Here is a 15,967-nt window from a genome sequence, read left to right as displayed (position 1 = left end):
ATTACCCCTGCTTAGGCGCTTCCTGTTTTTTCTCCGGCGCATCGTCTTCATCGTCTTCCACCGTATTGCCTTCTTCCAGTGGCGTGTTGGCGGTCAACAGGTAGGGCGACTGCTGCCAGCGGCTGCGGCGGTGTTGCAACAGGGTACGCGCCAGAATGATGCCGATCGCCAGCGCCAGCAGGATCATCAGGCGCAGCAGGTTGGTGGTGTTGTCCACCTGCTTGGATTCGGTCGCCAGCACGTGGGTGTCGAGGGTGATGCGGATAAAGCCGATCGGGCCGTCTTTGCCCTGAATGGATTCGACCAACTGGTGGTTGAAGTAGCTGCCGGCGCGTTTGCCGTCGAGCGACAGGCGATCGCGTATACTTATCTGTTCCCCGGCGTGGGAGACCAGCGTGCCGTCCAGCTGATACACGCTGACGTCGAGAATGCGGCTGTGATCGGTGAGCTGCTTGAGGATGGCGTCGATGCGCGGATTGTTGCCGTCGTCGTCCAGCAGCGGCGCCAGGCTGTAGGCGACCTGTTTGGTCAGCGTCTGCGCCAGCTCTTCAACCTGCTCGGATCGCGCCATTTGGTGACTCAGGCTAAAATAAGAGGCGCCCTGCATCAGCAGCACCAGCAAAGCCAGGCAAATCAGGATAATAGCGGTGCGGTGCAGGCGAAATTTCAGTTTAGCGCGAGCCATGCAGGTTCCTTGGGCATCGGGGACACTTTATGTTGCCAGAACCGCTGGCGATAGGATAGCTTGATGCGTCGTTTTATCATGCAGCGTTTTTGTCCATTCAGGAGTCAATGATGTCAAACAGTCTGACCTATTGCGATCTTCCGGCGGAGATCTCTCAATGGCCGGGTCTTCCCCTTTCGCTCAGCGGCGACGAAGTGATGCCGCTGGACTACCGGGCGGGCAATACCGGGTGGCTGTTATATGGCAGGGAGCTGGACAAGGCGCGCATTACCCAATTCCAACGCAAGCTGGGCGCGGCGATGGTGATCGTCACCGCCTGGGGCGTGGACGACTATCAGGTGGTGCGGCTGGCGGGCACCTTGACGCCGCGCGCCAAGCTGCTGGCGGCGGAGAGCGGGCTGGATGTGGCGCCGCTCGGCAAAATCCCGCACCTGCGCACGCCGGGGCTGCTGGTGATGGACATGGATTCAACGGCGATCGAGATCGAGTGCATCGATGAGATCGCCAAGCTGGCGGGCGTCGGCGAGCAGGTGGCGGAAGTGACCGAACGCGCGATGCGCGGCGAGCTGGACTTTACCGCCAGCCTGCGCCAGCGCGTCGGCACGTTGAAAGGGGCCGACGCCAACATCCTTAAGCAGGTGCGCGACGAGCTGCCGCTGATGCCGGGGCTGACCAGCCTGGTGGGCAAGCTGCAGGCGATGGGCTGGCATGTGGCGATCGCCTCCGGCGGTTTCACCTACTACGCCGAATACCTGCGCAACCGGCTGCGGCTGGTGGCGGCGGCGGCCAACGAGCTGGAGATCCGCGACGGCAAACTGACCGGCGAAGTGCTGGGGCCGGTGGTGGACGCGCAGTTCAAAGCCGATACGCTGCTGCGGCTGGCGGAGAAGCTGGAGATCCCGTTGGCGCAGACCGTGGCCATCGGCGACGGCGCCAACGATTTGAAAATGATGCAGGCAGCGGGGCTGGGCATCGCCTACCACGCCAAGCCGAAAGTATATGAAAAAGCGCAGGTGGCGATCCGGCATGCGGATTTGATGGGCGTGCTGTGTATTCTCACCGGCAGCCTGAAACACGAAGTGCGATAACGAAATATTGAGGTAAGACGTGGCAAAAGCGGCAAAACGGGCATTTGTGTGCAATGAGTGCGGGGCGGACTATCCGCGTTGGCAGGGGCAGTGCAGCGCCTGCCATGCCTGGAACACCATCACGGAAGTGCGTTTGGCCGCGTCGCCCGCTGCGGCGCGCAACGATCGCCTCAGCGGCTATGCCGGCGACGCCGGCGTCAGCAAAGTGCAGAAGCTGTCGGAAATCAGCCTTGAGGCGCTGCCGCGCTTCACCACCGGCTTTCTCGAGTTCGATCGCGTGCTGGGCGGCGGCGTGGTGCCCGGCAGCGCCATTCTGATCGGCGGCAACCCTGGCGCCGGCAAGAGCACCCTGTTGCTGCAGGTGCTGTGCAAACTGTCCGAACAGATGAAAACCCTGTACGTCACCGGCGAGGAATCGCTGCAGCAGGTAGCGATGCGCGCCCACCGTCTGGGGCTGCCGACCGGCAGCCTGAACATGCTGTCGGAAACCAGCATCGAGCAGATCTGCCTGATCGCCGAGCAGGAACAGCCGAAGCTGATGGTGATCGACTCGATTCAGGTGATGCACATGGCGGACATTCAGTCTTCGCCGGGCAGCGTGGCGCAGGTGCGGGAAACCGCCGCCTATCTGACGCGCTTCGCCAAGACGCGCGGCGTGGCGATCGTGATGGTCGGCCACGTCACCAAAGACGGCTCGCTGGCCGGGCCGAAAGTGCTGGAACACTGCATCGACTGTTCGGTGCTGCTGGACGGCGACGCCGATTCCCGCTTCCGCACCCTGCGCAGCCACAAGAACCGCTTCGGCGCGGTCAACGAGCTGGGGGTATTCGCCATGACCGAACAGGGGCTGCGCGAAGTGAGCAACCCTTCGGCTATCTTCCTCAGCCGCGGCGACGAAGTTACCTCCGGCAGTTCGGTGATGGTGGTGTGGGAAGGCACCCGGCCGTTGCTGGTGGAGATCCAGGCGCTGGTGGATCATTCGATGATGTCCAACCCGCGCCGCGTGGCGGTGGGGCTGGAGCAGAACCGGTTAGCGATCCTGCTGGCGGTGCTGCACCGGCACGGCGGGCTGCAGATGTCGGATCAGGACGTGTTCGTCAACGTGGTCGGCGGGGTGAAGGTCAGCGAGACCAGCGCCGATCTGGCGCTGCTGATGTCGCTGGTCTCAAGCCTGCGCGATCGGCCGCTGCCGAACGATTTGGTGGTGTTCGGCGAAGTGGGGTTGGCGGGTGAGATCCGTCCGGTGCCGAGCGGCCAGGAGCGGATCGCCGAAGCGGCCAAGCACGGTTTCAAACGCGCCATCGTGCCGCACGGCAATATGCCGAAAAAGCCGCCGGCCAATATGCAGGTGTTCGGGGTCAAGAAGCTGGCGGACGCGCTGGACGTGCTGGAAGGGTTTTATTAATGTCGCCGACGGCGAGAAAGATATGCTATTTTGTTTAGCATACTAAACGGAGGTGTCCATGCCGCAATTTGATTACCTGAAGACGTCCATCAAGCAAAAGGGCTGCACGTTGCAGCAGGTGGCGGATGCCAGCGGCATGACCAAAGGCTATCTCAGCCAGCTGTTGAACGACAAGATCAAAAGCCCGAGCGCGCAAAAGCTCGAGGCGCTGCACCGTTTTCTCGGGCTGGAGTTCCCGCGCAAAGAGGTCAAAGTCGGCGTGGTGTTTGGTAAATTTTACCCGCTGCACACCGGCCACATCTATCTGATCCAGCGCGCCTGCAGCCAGGTGGATGAGCTGCACGTTATCTTGTGCCACGACGAGCCGCGCGACCGTGAGCTGTTCGAGAACAGTTCGATGTCGCAACAGCCGACGGTCAGCGATCGCCTGCGCTGGCTGCTGCAGACCTTCAAGTACCAGAAAAACATCCATATCCACTCGTTCGACGAGCAGGGCATCGAACCGTACCCGCACGGCTGGAACGTGTGGAGCGACGGCATGAAGGCCTTTATGGAACAGAAGGGCATCGTGCCGAGCTTCATCTATTCCAGCGAAGCGCAGGATGCGCCGCGCTACCGCGAGCATCTGGGCATCGAAACCATTTTGGTCGACCCCGAACGCTCGTTCATGAACATCAGCGGCAATCAGATCCGTCAGGATCCGTTCCGTTATTGGGATTACATCCCGACCGAGGTGAAACCGTTCTTCGTGCGCACCGTGGCGATCCTCGGCGGCGAGTCGAGCGGCAAATCGACGCTGGTCAACAAGCTGGCCAACATCTTCAACACCACCAGCGCCTGGGAATATGGCCGCGATTACGTGTTCTCGCACCTGGGCGGCGACGAGATGGCGCTGCAGTACTCCGACTACGACAAAATTGCCCTCGGGCAGGCGCAATACGTGGATTTCGCGGTCAAGTACGCCAACAAGGTGGCGTTTATCGATACCGATTTCGTCACCACTCAGGCGTTTTGCAAAAAGTACGAAGGGCGTGAGCATCCCTTCGTGCAGGCGCTGATCGACGAATACCGCTTCGATCTGGTGATCCTGCTGGAAAACAACACGCCGTGGGTGGCGGACGGCCTGCGCAGTCTCGGCAGCACCGCCGATCGCCTGGCGTTCCAGCGCCTGCTGGAGGAGATGCTGCGCGCCAACAACATCGAGTACGTGCACGTTGAGTCCAGCGATTACGAAGAGCGCTTCCTGCGCTGTGTCGAGCTGGTGCAACAGCTGCTGGCGGCGGACGCCGGTCGGCTGGCGAATGCGCCCGCCCAGCGCCACGCCGCAGGCTGAGAAAAATTAGCGTAATGTGCGATCGCGCGGCAGAAACGGCCGCACGGACGCACATTTAAAGGCCTGTTTAAACATGGTTCATTCGGTAGCGACTACGTTAAGGTTTTCTTTACAATAACGCTCAGAAGAAGACATGTCTTATCGCTTACTCGCTCTCTGGTTGATCTGCTATGCCGCAGCCTGGACGCTGCTGACCGTTCATCTCGATCCTACCCTGCCTTACGACGCCGTCGAGGCGCTCAATTGGGGCCTCAACGGCGAGTGGGGCTCACCGAAAAATCCTTGGTTGGTCGGTGCGGCGATGCAGCCGGCGATCTGGCTGTCGTGGCTGCCGCTGAACGTTTACTGGTACGGCGGGCACTTCATCGCCATCGCCATCGGCATGTTGGGCGTCTGGCTGCTGGCGCGACGCCTGAGCGGCAGCACTTCGCTGGCCTGGATGGCGCTGCTGACGCTCAACCTGTCCGGCATCATCAATTTCGACATCATTCCCTACAACGACAACTACCTGTTGGTGATGCTGTGGCCGTGGATGGCGCTGTTCTTCCACATGGCGATTTCCCGTTCGGCCAACTGGTGGCCGGCCTTCGCGTTGGCCGCCGGTCTGGCGATGATGGCGAAGTATTCGACCTTCGCCTTCGTCTATTTCGCGGCGCTGTCGACGCTGTTCGTGCCGCAGATCCGTCGCTGCTATCGCCAACCGCAGTTCTATCTGGCGGTGGCGATCTGGCTGGCGCTGGTGTTGCCGAACGTATTCTGGCTGTGGAACCACGACTTCGCCGCCTTTAAGTGGGTGGATTCGCAGATCAAGATGCAGCTCAATCTCGACATGCTGCAGTCGCTGCTGCTGGTGTTCTATCCGTCGCTGGTGCTGTGGTGGATCCTGCGCCGCAGCGGGGCGGTGCTGGCCTGGCCGAAAGCCTTGCCGATGCGGGTGCTGTTGTGGATCTACCTGCTGCCGCTCGGCATCATTACCTTTTGGTTCTCCTTCAACGTCGGCGGCCGCTTGACCGAGTGGCTGCAGCCGTTCTTCATGCTGGCGCCCGCGCTGCTGGTCGGCTGCGTGCGTCAGCCGCCGGTGCGTTCGCTGCGGGCGGCGACCCTCGGGCTGATGTGCGCGGCGCTGGCGGTCTATCTGGGGTATGCCGCGGTGATGCTGGGCAACGTGTGCAATGCCGGTCAGAAGATGGTGGGCATCAAGGCGTTCAGCGCCGGAGTGGAGCAGCTGTGGCAGGAGCGGTATGGCGTCAGTCTGCGTTATGTCGGCGGCGAATACCTGTCGCAGTGGATGACGGTGTATGCCGGTTCCCGGCCGCAGACCATTACGCGCTGGTCCAATCATACGCGGCCGAACATCTACAACGTCAACATCAGCTATCCGCAGATTGCGCAGCATGGCGTCGCCTTGTTCGGTCGGTTGGGTGAAGACTGCGCGCACAGCGACTTCGGCGGCGAACTGGCCCACTGGCCGAAGATGCGCCTCGACTGGCAGCAGACGCTGACCTTCCGCGCCGATCCGCAGAGCGACGAGCAGGTGCTGTGCGTCGGCTTCGTTCGCCCGCAGTAACGGCGGCGCAGAACGCCGCCGCGATGCGAACTCAGTAAGCGATAACCAGCTTGCCTTGCATATGGCCGTCGAGCAGCTGTTGGTGCGCGGCGGTCAGCGTGTCTACCGACAGCCCGTGCAGGGTTTCGCTCAGCGTGGTGCTCAGCTTGCCGTCGTCCAGCAGTTGCGCCACCTGCTGCAGTATCCGGCCTTGCTGCGCGATGTCCGGGGTGGTGAACATGCTGCGGGTGAACATGAATTCCCAGTGCAGCGCGGCGCTTTTCAGCTTCAGCGCGTTTTGATCCAACGGCTGCGCGTTCTCGACGATGGTGCAGATATGGCCGAGCGGCGCGATCAGTTCGGCCATCGCCGGCCAGTGGCCGTCGGTATCGTTCAGACAGAGGATGTAATCCACCTGCTCGATGCCGTGTTGCGCCAGGTTGCCCTTCAAATCGCGGTAGTCCACCACCAGGTCGGCGCCCCGCTCGCGGCACCAGGCGGCGGATTCCGGCCTGGACGCGGTGGCGATCACTTTCACCTTGCTGCGCAGCGCGGCCAGCGGAATGGCCAGCGAGCCGACCCCGCCGGCGCCGCCGATGATCAGCAGCGTCTTGTGCTCCGGCGCATCCTGAATGTTCAGGTGCTCGAACAGCGCCTCCCAGGCGGTGAGGGCGGTGAGCGGCATGGCGGCGGACTCCGCCCAGTTCAGGCTGCGCGGTTTGTGCGCGGCGATGCGAGAGTCGATCAGTTGGTGGCTGCTGTTGCTGCCGGGCCGGGTGATGTCGCCGGCGTACCACACTTCATCGCCGGGCTTGAAGCCGCTGACGCCGCTGCCCACGTCCAGCACGACGCCACTGGCGTCCCAGCCGAGGACGCGCGGCTGCTGCAGGCCGCTTTTCTGCAGACCGGCGTGCACTTTGGTATCCACCGGGTTGACCGAGGCCGCTTTCACTTCCACCAGCAGATCGTACTGGCCGGGCACCGGCATCTCCGGTGAGATTTCGATGAAACCGGCGGGGTTCTGCGGGTCTACGGCAATGGCTTTTATCGACATGATTGTGCTCCTTTCAAATGATGCCCCCAGTGTAGACCCGCAGCAGTGGGGTGATAAGATGGACAATATCTAACTGAGTGTTCGTCAGAGGTGAACAATGGAGTTCAAACAGCTGCAGGACATGGCGCTGTTCGCGCTGGTGGCGGAGTGCGGCAGTTTCACCGCCGCCGCGCAGCGTGTCGGGTTGCCGAAGTCCAGCGTCAGCCAGCGCATCAGCCAGCTCGAACAGACGCTGGGGCTGCGTTTGCTCAACCGCACCACGCGCCAGCTGAACCTGACCTTCGCCGGCGAGCGCTATCTGGAACACTGCCAGGCGATGATGTCCGCCGCCGAGCGGGCCGATCTGGCGCTGCAGCGGCTGCGCGACAACCCGAGCGGCCGCCTGCGCATCTCGACGCCGGCCGGGTTGGGGGCAACCCTGGTGGCGCGGCTGGCGGCGGATTTTCAGCGCCAGTACCCGGACGTATCGCTGGAGGTGTCGGTATCCGACGCCATGGTGGATCTGGTGCAGGAAGGCTTCGACGCCGCGCTGCGCACCGGCAAGCCGCAGGATTCTTCGCTGATCGGCCGCCGCCTCGGGTATGCGCCGCGCTATCTGCTGGCTGCGCCGTCCTATCTGGCGCAGCACCCGCCGATCGAACACCCGCAGCAGCTGCAGCAGCATCGCTGCATTGCCCACCGCGCCTGGACGGCCTGGAACCTGCGCTGCGGCGACGATTATTACCGCTGGCAGCTGCCGCTGGCACACACCACCGACAATCTGCTGTATGCGCGCGAATGCGCTATCGCCGGCGCGGGGATCACGCTGCTGCCGGCGTTTCTCAGCCGCGAGGTGGTGGCGCAGAAGCTGTTGGTGGAGGTGTTGCCGGCCTGGCGCGCAGAAGGGAATGAACTGTATCTGGTCTACCCGAGCCGCAAGCTGAATTCCCCGGCGCTGGCCTGTTTCATCGATGTGGTATTGCAGCACCCGGCGTTTGACGACTACGCGCGCGAGCTGACGCGGGAGTAGGCCTGGTAGATGACGCCGACGCCTAATTTCTGTCGCCATCGTCCTAAAACCTTTGGCTGGAGCATGGCGCGGGCTATGCTCATGAAAGGGGCTCAGGGGGAGAGGGTATGGATCCGTTATCAGAAGTGCTTGCGCCATTGAACAGCCAGAATGCGTTTTTCGGCGGCCTGAAGGCCGGCGGCGACTGGGCCGTTCATTTTCCTGCGCCGCAGAGCGGGAAATTCAACGCGGTGGTGCGCGGCGGCTGTTGGCTGGCGGCGGAAGGGTTGGCTGAACCGCTGCGGCTGGCGGCCGGCGACTGCTTGCTGCTGACCCGCAGCCTGCCGGTCACTGTCGGCAGCGATCTGTCGCTGCCGGCGCTCGATGCTGACGTACTTTATCTGCAGGCGAAAAATGGTGTGGCGAGCTGCGGCGAGGCGGAAGATTGCCTGTTTATCGGCGGGAGTTTTACCTTCGGTGAGGAAGTGGAGCGGTTGTTGGGGAGTTTACCGGCGTTGATGGTGATCCGAGGCGGCACCGAAGAGGCCGCCGTGTTGCAATGGGCGTTGCAGCGGCTGGCGGACGAGCTGTTAAAGCCTTCGCCGGGTAGCGCGCTGATGACGCATCACCTGGGGCAAATCATGTTGACCCAGGCGCTGCGGATTTACCTGACGGGGGAGGAGGGCGCGGCCTCCGGCTGGCTGCCCGCCTTGTTCGATCCGCGCATCGGCGCCGCGATGCAGGCAGTACACGCCGATCCTGCCCGTCGCTGGACGGTGGCGTCATTGGCCGATGCGGCGAGCGTTTCCCGTTCGACGTTGGCGCTGCGCTTCAAGCAGAAGGCGGGAATGGCGCCGCTTGAGTATGTGTCGCGTTGGCGCATGTTGCTGGCTGCGCGGGCGCTGCGTACCGGTGTTGAACCGGTATCCATCATCGCGCAACGTCTGGGGTACGATTCCGACAGCGCGTTCAGCCATGCTTTCAAGCGCGTGATGGCGTGCTCACCGCGCGATTATCGCCGGACGCGGGCATAAAAAAAGGCGCCGCATGCGGCGCCTTGGGGATTACTTGGCGATCTTTTTGTACTTGATGCGGTGCGGCTCGAGCGCATCGGCGCCCAGCGTACGCTTCTTGTACTCTTCGTACTCGGTGAAGTTGCCTTCGAAGAATTCCACCTTGCCCTCGTCCTGGTAGTCCAGGATGTGGGTGGCGATACGGTCGAGGAACCAACGGTCGTGCGAGATCACCATGGCGCAGCCAGGGAATTCCAGCAGGGCGTTTTCCAGCGCGCGCAGGGTTTCGATATCCAGGTCGTTGGTCGGTTCATCGAGCAGCAGCACGTTGCCGCCAACCTGCAGCAGCTTGGCCAGGTGCAGACGGCCACGCTCACCGCCGGACAGCTCGCCCACGCGTTTGCCCTGATCGACGCCCTTGAAGTTGAAGCGGCCGACATAGGCGCGGCTCGGCATCTCGGTGTTGCCGATGCGCATGATGTCCTGCCCGCCGGAGACTTCTTCCCACACGGTTTTCGAACCGTCCATGCTGTCGCGGAACTGATCGACGGACGCCAGCTTGACGGTATCGCCCAGCACGATGCTGCCGGAATCAGGCTGCTCCTGACCGGACATCATGCGGAACAGCGTGGATTTACCCGCGCCGTTCGGGCCGATGATGCCGACGATCGCCCCTTTCGGCACCGAGAACGACAGGTCGTCGATCAGCAGGCGGTCGCCGTAAGACTTGCGCAGGTTGCTGACTTCGACCACTTTATCGCCCAGGCGCGCGCCAGGTGGAATGAACAGTTCGTTGGTTTCGTTACGTTTTTGGTATTCGGTGTTGTTCAGCTCTTCAAAGCGGGCCAGACGGGCCTTGCCTTTGGACTGACGGCCTTTGGCACCCTGACGCACCCACTCCAGCTCTTTCTCGATCGACTTGCGACGAGCGGCTTCGGCGGAAGCTTCCTGCGCCAGACGCGCGTCTTTCTGCTCCAGCCAGGACGAGTAGTTGCCTTCCCACGGAATGCCTTCGCCGCGGTCCAGTTCGAGGATCCAGCCGGCCACGTTATCCAGGAAGTAACGGTCGTGGGTGATCGCCACGACGGTGCCTTCGAAGTCGTGCAGGAAGCGTTCCAGCCAGGCCACGGACTCGGCGTCCAGGTGGTTGGTCGGTTCGTCCAGCAGCAGCATGTCCGGCTTTTCGAGCAGCAGGCGGCACAGCGCGACGCGGCGGCGTTCCCCCCCGGACAGATGGGCGATTTTGGCGTCCCAGTCCGGCAGGCGCAGCGCATCGGCGGCGCGTTCCAGCTGCGCGTTGAGGTTGTGACCGTCGTGCGCCTGAATGATCTCTTCCAGACGGCCCTGTTCGGCGGCCAGCTTGTCGAAGTCTGCGCCTTCTTCCGCGTACAGCGCATACACTTCGTCCAGGCGTTTCAGCGCGCCGACCACTTCCGCCAGCGCTTCTTCCACCGACTCACGCACGGTGTGTTCGAGGTTAAGCTGCGGCTCCTGCGGCAGGTAACCGATCTTGATGCCCGGCTGCGGGCGCGCTTCCCCTTCGATATCGGTATCGATGCCGGCCATGATGCGCAGCAGGGTGGACTTACCGGCGCCGTTCAGGCCCAGTACGCCGATTTTTGCCCCAGGGAAGAAGCTCAGGGAGATGTTTTTCAAAATATGACGCTTCGGCGGTACCACTTTGCCGACGCGGTGCATGGTATAGACGTATTGAGCCACGTTGCTCTAAGCCTCTCTATATCAGTATTTATAGGATGTCTGGCGGCATGAGTGTAGCCCGTTTCGATCTCGGATCCCAGACATCGCTCAGCGATCGCTAAGTATAACCGTTTATGCGCCGATAAAGGCGCATATTGGTGGCTTATGGCGTGACGACGATCGCGACGCGGCGGTTTTCCGCGCGGCCGCTGGAGGTGCGGTTGTCGGCGACGGGATCGCGCTTGCCCATGCCGCGGGTTTCGATGTTGGCGCGCGGAATACCGACGCTGGCCAGCAGATCGGCGACCGCATCGGCGCGGCGCAGGGAGAGCTGATCGTTATAGCTGTCTTCGCCGTAGTTGTCGGTATGGCCGTCCAGACGGAACTTGGTGATGCCGACGCTCAGCAGCGCGCGGCCCATCTTCTGCACCGTCTCGGTGCTTTCCGGGTTCAGCTTGCCGATGTTGTTGCCGAACAACACTTTATCCGACAGGCCGAATTCCCAACCGTTGTCGGTCAGTTTGAAGCCCTGCGATTGCAGCAGCGCAACCTGCTCGGGCGTCAGGCCTTGCGGCTTGCTCTGGCAACCGGCGAGCGCCAGCAGGGCGACGAACGCCATCGTCAGCAGTGAAAAACGACCTTTAAACAGTTGCTGTATCATAGTCAAAATCCCTAGTTCAAGTGTTATAGCCGGGGCTCTTATTTATGTATAGCCAGCCGCCAGCCTCCGTTATAACGATGCTTTGCTTGATACATCGCATCGTCAGCTTCGTGCAAAAGACCCTGAGGCGTCGACGCGTGATCAGGGTACAGCGCAATGCCGATACTCAGAGAGGTAATGATCGTCTCGTCGTTCGGTAAAATAACCGGTTGCGTCATGCAATCGATGATGTTGTCGGCGATCTGCAAGACATCTTCCGTGCTGTGCACCGGCGCCAGCAGCACGGCGAATTCATCTCCTCCCAGGCGTGCGACCAGATCGGATTCGCGCAGCTGCGCGCGAATGCGTCCGGCAATGGTGGTCAGCACCGCATCGCCCGCGGCGTGACCGTAACTGTCGTTCACTTCCTTGAAGCGATCGCCGTCGATAAACAGCACCGCCAATTTCGCCGGCGGCGCAATATCGCCCAGGGCGCGGCTCAGCCGGCCTTCGAAGAAGGCGCGGTTCGGCAAGCCGGTCAGGCTGTCGTGCGTCGCCCGGTGAGCCAGCGAGTCGTTTTCCTGCTTCAGATGGGCCTGCCAGGCCTCCAGTTCATCGAGCAAGCCATTGAAATCATTACTGAGCTCATGCAGCTCGGCGATCGGCGCCGAGGGCACCCGCAGGCCGAAGGTGCGATCTCGCCGCACCGCATGCGCCACGTTGGCGATGTCGTCCAACGAACTGACGATGCCGACCAGCATGCGGCGCGACAACACCAGGGCGCACAGGGTACTGAGCACCATGCAGGCGATCATGCCGACCAGCCCGCGCAACAGGAAACGCAACAGGCTGCCGCCGTTGCCGCTCAGCCAGACCTGGCCGACCTGTTTGCCCTCGTGGGAGATAGGCAGGATGACCGGCTCGGGCAGCGCCCAGTGGGCGATAACCTGCTCCATGCCGTGCAGCGGGCCATCTTTGGGACGATGCCAACTGACCAGCACGTCACCGGCGTTGTTCAGAATTTTGGCCTCCGACACCTCTTCTTTGGCGGCGATCAGCACCATCGCCTCGCGAATGTAGGGGCGATCGCCAAACACCACTGCCGCTTCAACCGTATAGCTGATGGAGCGCGCGATCAGGTGCAGGTTGTGGTTGGCATAGGCGCGCAGCGCGAACAGCGCCACCAGCGTCAGAAAGATGCCGGCGGTGCCGACGGCGATCAATGCCAGCCCAAGATGCACCCGCTGCAGCACCCGGCCCAACGTCGGGCGCGCATTGCCGGAACGGTTTCTACGCAACAGCCTCATAGCGGCGGCGCCTGTTTGCGCGCCAGCTGCAGCACGTTGGGGTGAACGCGCACGCCGCTGCGCGCCAGGGCGTCCAGGTTGACCTTGAAGCCGGCCTGGTCGCCGTTGATCTGCAGGCAAAATGCGCTGCCGGCGGAGCATTCGCTATCGTTCTCGCTGATGCTGAGAATGGAGTTGCCGGAAATGCGCTGCATGAAATTTTGTCTCTGCGCGGCGTTGATGTTCCCTAAATAGATGACATCGCAGCCGGTACTCAGCGTCGGGCTGTCGAACGGCACGCGTTCGGTTTTAATCGGACGCGGCGCGCTGAGCAGGATCGGATCGAACAGCCCCTCGGCATACTGGGTGGGTGCGGTCACGCACAACCGGATCGGATTGGGTTCACGTGACCAGCGGGCGTAGCTGATGATGCCTACCACCACGGTCGTCACGGCGTGCGTGCGCTGTTGATAGGGATCATCGGCGGCGCGCGCAGGCCCGGGCAACGTCAGCAGCGCCAGCAAAACGATCAGCAACAGGCGGCCGATATTCAGGCGTGCGGCAAGGAAGCCCGGCACCGGGCTTTTTGCGCAACGCATCGTTATCGCGGTATTACTCGCCATCTTCACCCGCCATTCCGGCCTGATCCACCGCCCGCAGGCCGTGGCCCGACAAGTAAAAATCCGGCCCGCTTGAAGGGACAATCGTTTTGCTGAAAGCTGTCAGTCGCACTGCCTAATGAACACTATCTACCCATAATTGGCGCGGATTGTATTATAAGATGTCTTCGTTGGGCGCTTTATGTGCTGTTTTCTCGGAATTATCCTACTTATTTTTGATAGTATAAAAATGCCCTCTCGGGTTTGCCACCGCTTTTCTGCAAAGTTGGCGCGTTTGGCCAGCTGTCAGGCGATTTGCGCAACGTCGACGTTATCTCTTAAATGCAATAATGTGATAACTAATAATTAGAAAGTATTTTACTTTTCCAATAAACGCCGTTGCGGCTAATAAAAATCCGGCCGGCGATAATATCCCGCCGCCCTGATTTGTCAGCCAAAGTAAACGTTTTTTACCTGGCTCCGATCATGGCGATACACTTCTTCTTCTACAGTATTGAATGGATGAGCGATTGCGCTGTCTATGGTAGATATCTGCGTCCGGGCCGTGCGCCCGGTTTTATTTTGTTCTGCGGCGCCGTGGCGCGGCGGTTACCAGGGAGCTGGGCGGCTCCCGCGGCACAATCAGTGAGGAAAGAGCGAGGATGGTCAAGGTGGACAAGCGACGGCTGTTGGCGATGGGGCTGTGCCTGACGGCGTTTTCCGACGCGGCGCTGGCGGATTCTCTGGATGCGCAACGTCAGCGCTACCAGCAGATCAAGCAGGCGTGGGACGGCAATCAGATGGACGTGGTGGCGCAGCTGATGCCGACGCTGCGCGATTACCCGCTTTATCCTTATCTGGAATACCGCGAGCTGACTCAGGATCTGAGTCAGGCGGGGTTCTCCGAAGTGAACGACTTTATCAAACGCAACCCGACGCTGCCGCCGGCGAAATCGCTGGCGCCGCGCTTCGTCAATGAACTGGCGCGGCGCGAAGATTGGCGCACCCTGCTGGCCTTCAGCCCGCAGCCGCCCAAACCGGTGGCGGCGCGCTGCAACTATTACTACGCCAAATGGGCTACCGGCGACCAGCAGGCGGCCTGGAGCGGCGCCGACGAGCTGTGGCTGAACGGCAAAACGCTGCCGAGCGCCTGCGATCGGCTGTTCAGCGTCTGGCGCGGCGCAGGCAAGCAAACGCCGCTCGATATTCTGGCGCGCATGAAGCTGGCGCTGAAAGAGGGCAACAGCTCGCTGGTCAGCAACCTCTACAGCCAGTTGCCGGCCGATTACCAAACCATGGGCAACGCTCTGGTGCGCTTGCAAAACGATCCGACCACCGTGGAAGCCTTCGCCCGCAGCGTGGGGCCGACCGACTTTACCCGCGCGGCCACCGGCATCGCTTTTGAACGCCTGGCGCGGCAGGATGTGGAAAACGCGCGGGCGATGATCCCGACGCTCGCGCGGCTGCAGAAAATGAGCGACGAGGAGCGGCTGGGGCTGGAAGAGGCGGTGGCCTGGCGCCTGATGGGCAGCGACGCTACCTATGAACAGGCGCAGTGGCGCGATCAGGTGATTCTGCGCAGCCGTTCGCCTTCGCTGCTGGAGCGCCGGGTGCGCATGGCGCTGGGCAACGGCGATCGGCAGGGCGTCGCGACCTGGCTGGCTCGCTTGCCGGAAGAGTCGCGCAACAAGGATGAGTGGCGCTACTGGCGCGCCAGTCAGCTGATGGACGAAGGCAAACGCGCCGAAGGCGAGGAGATGTTGCGCAACCTGATGACCGAACGCGGCTTCTATCCGATGGTGGCGGCGCAGAAGCTGAACGCAACCTATCCGGTGATGGTGGCGGTGGCGGCCAAGCCGCGCGCGTCGCTGACCGACGGGCCGGAAGTGGCCCGGGTGCGCGAGCTCATGTACTGGAATATGGACAACCTGGCCCGCAGCGAGTGGGGTTCCTATGTCGCCAGCCGCAGCCGGCCTGAACAAGAGGCGCTGGCGCGTTACGCCTTTGAGCAAAAATGGGCCGATCTGAGCGTGCAGGCGACCATCGTCGGCAAGCTGTGGGATCATCTGGAAGAGCGTTTCCCGGTCGCCTGGCCGCAGGAGTTCCGCCGCGCCACCGATGACAAGGGGATCACCAGCAGCTATGCGATGGCGATCGCGCGTCAGGAGAGCGCCTGGAATCCGAAGGCGCAGTCGCCGGTCGGCGCCTCCGGCCTGATGCAGGTCATGCCGCGCACCGCGCAGCATACGGTGCAGATGTACAACATTCCCGGCTATGTCGGGCCGAGCCAATTGTTCGATCCGCAGACCAACATCACCATCGGCACCAGCTATCTGGAGTCGGTCTATCAGCAGTTCGGCCGCAACCGCATTCTGTCGAGCGCCGCTTATAACGCCGGCCCGTCGCGAGTGAACACCTGGCTGGGCAACAGCGCGGGGCGGATCGATCCGGTAGCGTTCATCGAAAGCATTCCGTTCTCGGAAACCCGCGGCTATGTCAAGAACGTGCTGGCTTACGATGCGTTTTACCGCTATCTGACGCACCGGCCGGCCAAGGTGCTGACCGACGCCGAGTGGCAGAGACGTTATTGATTTTGACGGCCCTATGGTATGCTGCTGTACTAGTTAAATAG

At 62.0% G+C, this 15,967-nt stretch carries 13 protein-coding genes; 7 read left to right on the top strand and 6 right to left on the bottom strand.

Annotated elements, in window-relative coordinates:
• Position 1: 1 nt before the first annotated feature.
• Positions 2-685, bottom strand: a complete 684-nt coding sequence (locus tag ACSBQV_RS14600) for a YtjB family periplasmic protein (protein ID WP_033641796.1) — start codon at positions 683-685, stop codon at positions 2-4.
• A gap of 110 nt (positions 686-795) precedes the next feature.
• Here ACSBQV_RS14600 and serB point away from each other — a divergent pair, with 110 nt between their 5' ends.
• The 4 genes from serB (at position 796) to ACSBQV_RS14580 (ending at position 6,078) form a co-directional block, all read left to right on the top strand.
• Entirely contained in the window at positions 796-1,773 is a 978-nt protein-coding gene (serB, locus tag ACSBQV_RS14595; protein WP_033641797.1) for a phosphoserine phosphatase, read from the top strand.
• Positions 1,774-1,792: 19 nt separating this feature from the next.
• Positions 1,793-3,178: a DNA repair protein RadA gene (gene radA, locus ACSBQV_RS14590; RefSeq protein WP_099785613.1), complete on the top strand. Its 1,386-nt coding sequence runs from the start codon at positions 1,793-1,795 to the stop codon at positions 3,176-3,178.
• Between the two features lie 58 nt (positions 3,179-3,236).
• Complete coding sequence (nadR, locus tag ACSBQV_RS14585) at positions 3,237-4,511, top strand: multifunctional transcriptional regulator/nicotinamide-nucleotide adenylyltransferase/ribosylnicotinamide kinase NadR (RefSeq protein WP_033641798.1); 1,275 nt, start codon at positions 3,237-3,239, stop codon at positions 4,509-4,511.
• Between the two features lie 133 nt (positions 4,512-4,644).
• Positions 4,645-6,078 (top strand): glycosyltransferase family 39 protein, encoded by a 1,434-nt coding sequence (locus ACSBQV_RS14580; RefSeq protein WP_099785611.1) that lies wholly within the window; start codon positions 4,645-4,647, stop codon positions 6,076-6,078.
• Positions 6,079-6,109: 31 nt separating this feature from the next.
• On the opposite strand, the gene ACSBQV_RS14575 is transcribed toward ACSBQV_RS14580, so the two are convergent.
• Positions 6,110-7,111 carry a zinc-binding alcohol dehydrogenase family protein gene (locus ACSBQV_RS14575; protein WP_099785609.1) on the bottom strand — a complete coding sequence of 334 codons (1,002 nt, stop codon included), beginning with the start codon at positions 7,109-7,111 and terminating at the stop codon, positions 6,110-6,112.
• 97 nt (positions 7,112-7,208) lie between these two features.
• On the opposite strand from ACSBQV_RS14575, the gene ACSBQV_RS14570 reads away from it, so the two are divergent.
• Positions 7,209-8,120 (top strand): LysR family transcriptional regulator, encoded by a 912-nt coding sequence (locus ACSBQV_RS14570; protein WP_047572716.1) that lies wholly within the window; start codon positions 7,209-7,211, stop codon positions 8,118-8,120.
• A gap of 107 nt (positions 8,121-8,227) precedes the next feature.
• Entirely contained in the window at positions 8,228-9,133 is a 906-nt protein-coding gene (locus ACSBQV_RS14565; protein WP_033651700.1) for an AraC family transcriptional regulator, read from the top strand.
• A 30-nt stretch (positions 9,134-9,163) separates the two neighbouring features.
• On the opposite strand, the gene ettA is transcribed toward ACSBQV_RS14565, so the two are convergent.
• The 4 genes from ettA to ACSBQV_RS14545 form a co-directional block, all read right to left on the bottom strand.
• Entirely contained in the window at positions 9,164-10,831 is a 1,668-nt protein-coding gene (gene ettA / locus ACSBQV_RS14560) for an energy-dependent translational throttle protein EttA (RefSeq protein WP_025159620.1), read from the bottom strand.
• A 142-nt stretch (positions 10,832-10,973) separates the two neighbouring features.
• On the bottom strand, positions 10,974-11,471 hold the full coding sequence (locus ACSBQV_RS14555) for an OmpA family protein (protein ID WP_033641803.1): 498 nt from the start codon (positions 11,469-11,471) through the stop codon (positions 10,974-10,976).
• A gap of 38 nt (positions 11,472-11,509) precedes the next feature.
• A complete protein-coding gene (locus ACSBQV_RS14550; RefSeq protein WP_033651699.1) occupies positions 11,510-12,757 on the bottom strand; it encodes a diguanylate cyclase domain-containing protein in 1,248 nt (415 codons plus the stop codon).
• The gene (locus ACSBQV_RS14545; protein WP_033651698.1) at positions 12,754-13,365 is read right to left on the bottom strand and encodes a YfiR family protein; all 612 of its coding nucleotides are present in this window, start codon (positions 13,363-13,365) and stop codon (positions 12,754-12,756) included. The genes ACSBQV_RS14550 and ACSBQV_RS14545 overlap by 4 nt, the downstream gene beginning before the upstream one ends.
• A 632-nt stretch (positions 13,366-13,997) precedes the next feature.
• Here ACSBQV_RS14545 and sltY point away from each other — a divergent pair.
• Positions 13,998-15,926: a murein transglycosylase gene (gene sltY / locus ACSBQV_RS14540; protein ID WP_168177244.1), complete on the top strand. Its 1,929-nt coding sequence runs from the start codon at positions 13,998-14,000 to the stop codon at positions 15,924-15,926.
• The last annotated feature ends 41 nt before the right edge of the window (positions 15,927-15,967 follow it).

It is taken from the genome of Serratia sp. B501, assembly GCF_051172315.1.
Classification (GTDB): domain Bacteria; phylum Pseudomonadota; class Gammaproteobacteria; order Enterobacterales; family Enterobacteriaceae; genus Serratia; species Serratia ureilytica.
The sequence above is the reverse complement of the archived record's forward strand: the minus strand, read 5'-3'. Positions and strand labels throughout refer to the sequence as shown.

Bases quoted from the DNA above. Each gene is read 5' to 3' on its own strand.
- nadR (WP_033641798.1), top strand. From the start codon at position 3,237: ATGCCGCAATTTGATTACCTGAAGACGTCCATCAAGCAAAAGGGCTGC.
- ACSBQV_RS14550 (WP_033651699.1), bottom strand. From the start codon at position 12,757: ATGAGGCTGTTGCGTAGAAACCGTTCCGGCAATGCGCGCCCGACGTTG.
- serB (WP_033641797.1), top strand. From the start codon at position 796: ATGTCAAACAGTCTGACCTATTGCGATCTTCCGGCGGAGATCTCTCAA.
- ACSBQV_RS14600 (WP_033641796.1), bottom strand. From the start codon at position 685: ATGGCTCGCGCTAAACTGAAATTTCGCCTGCACCGCACCGCTATTATC.
- ACSBQV_RS14555 (WP_033641803.1), bottom strand. From the start codon at position 11,471: ATGATACAGCAACTGTTTAAAGGTCGTTTTTCACTGCTGACGATGGCG.
- ACSBQV_RS14575 (WP_099785609.1), bottom strand. From the start codon at position 7,111: ATGTCGATAAAAGCCATTGCCGTAGACCCGCAGAACCCCGCCGGTTTC.
- sltY (WP_168177244.1), top strand. From the start codon at position 13,998: ATGGTCAAGGTGGACAAGCGACGGCTGTTGGCGATGGGGCTGTGCCTG.
- ACSBQV_RS14570 (WP_047572716.1), top strand. From the start codon at position 7,209: ATGGAGTTCAAACAGCTGCAGGACATGGCGCTGTTCGCGCTGGTGGCG.
- ACSBQV_RS14580 (WP_099785611.1), top strand. From the start codon at position 4,645: ATGTCTTATCGCTTACTCGCTCTCTGGTTGATCTGCTATGCCGCAGCC.
- ACSBQV_RS14565 (WP_033651700.1), top strand. From the start codon at position 8,228: ATGGATCCGTTATCAGAAGTGCTTGCGCCATTGAACAGCCAGAATGCG.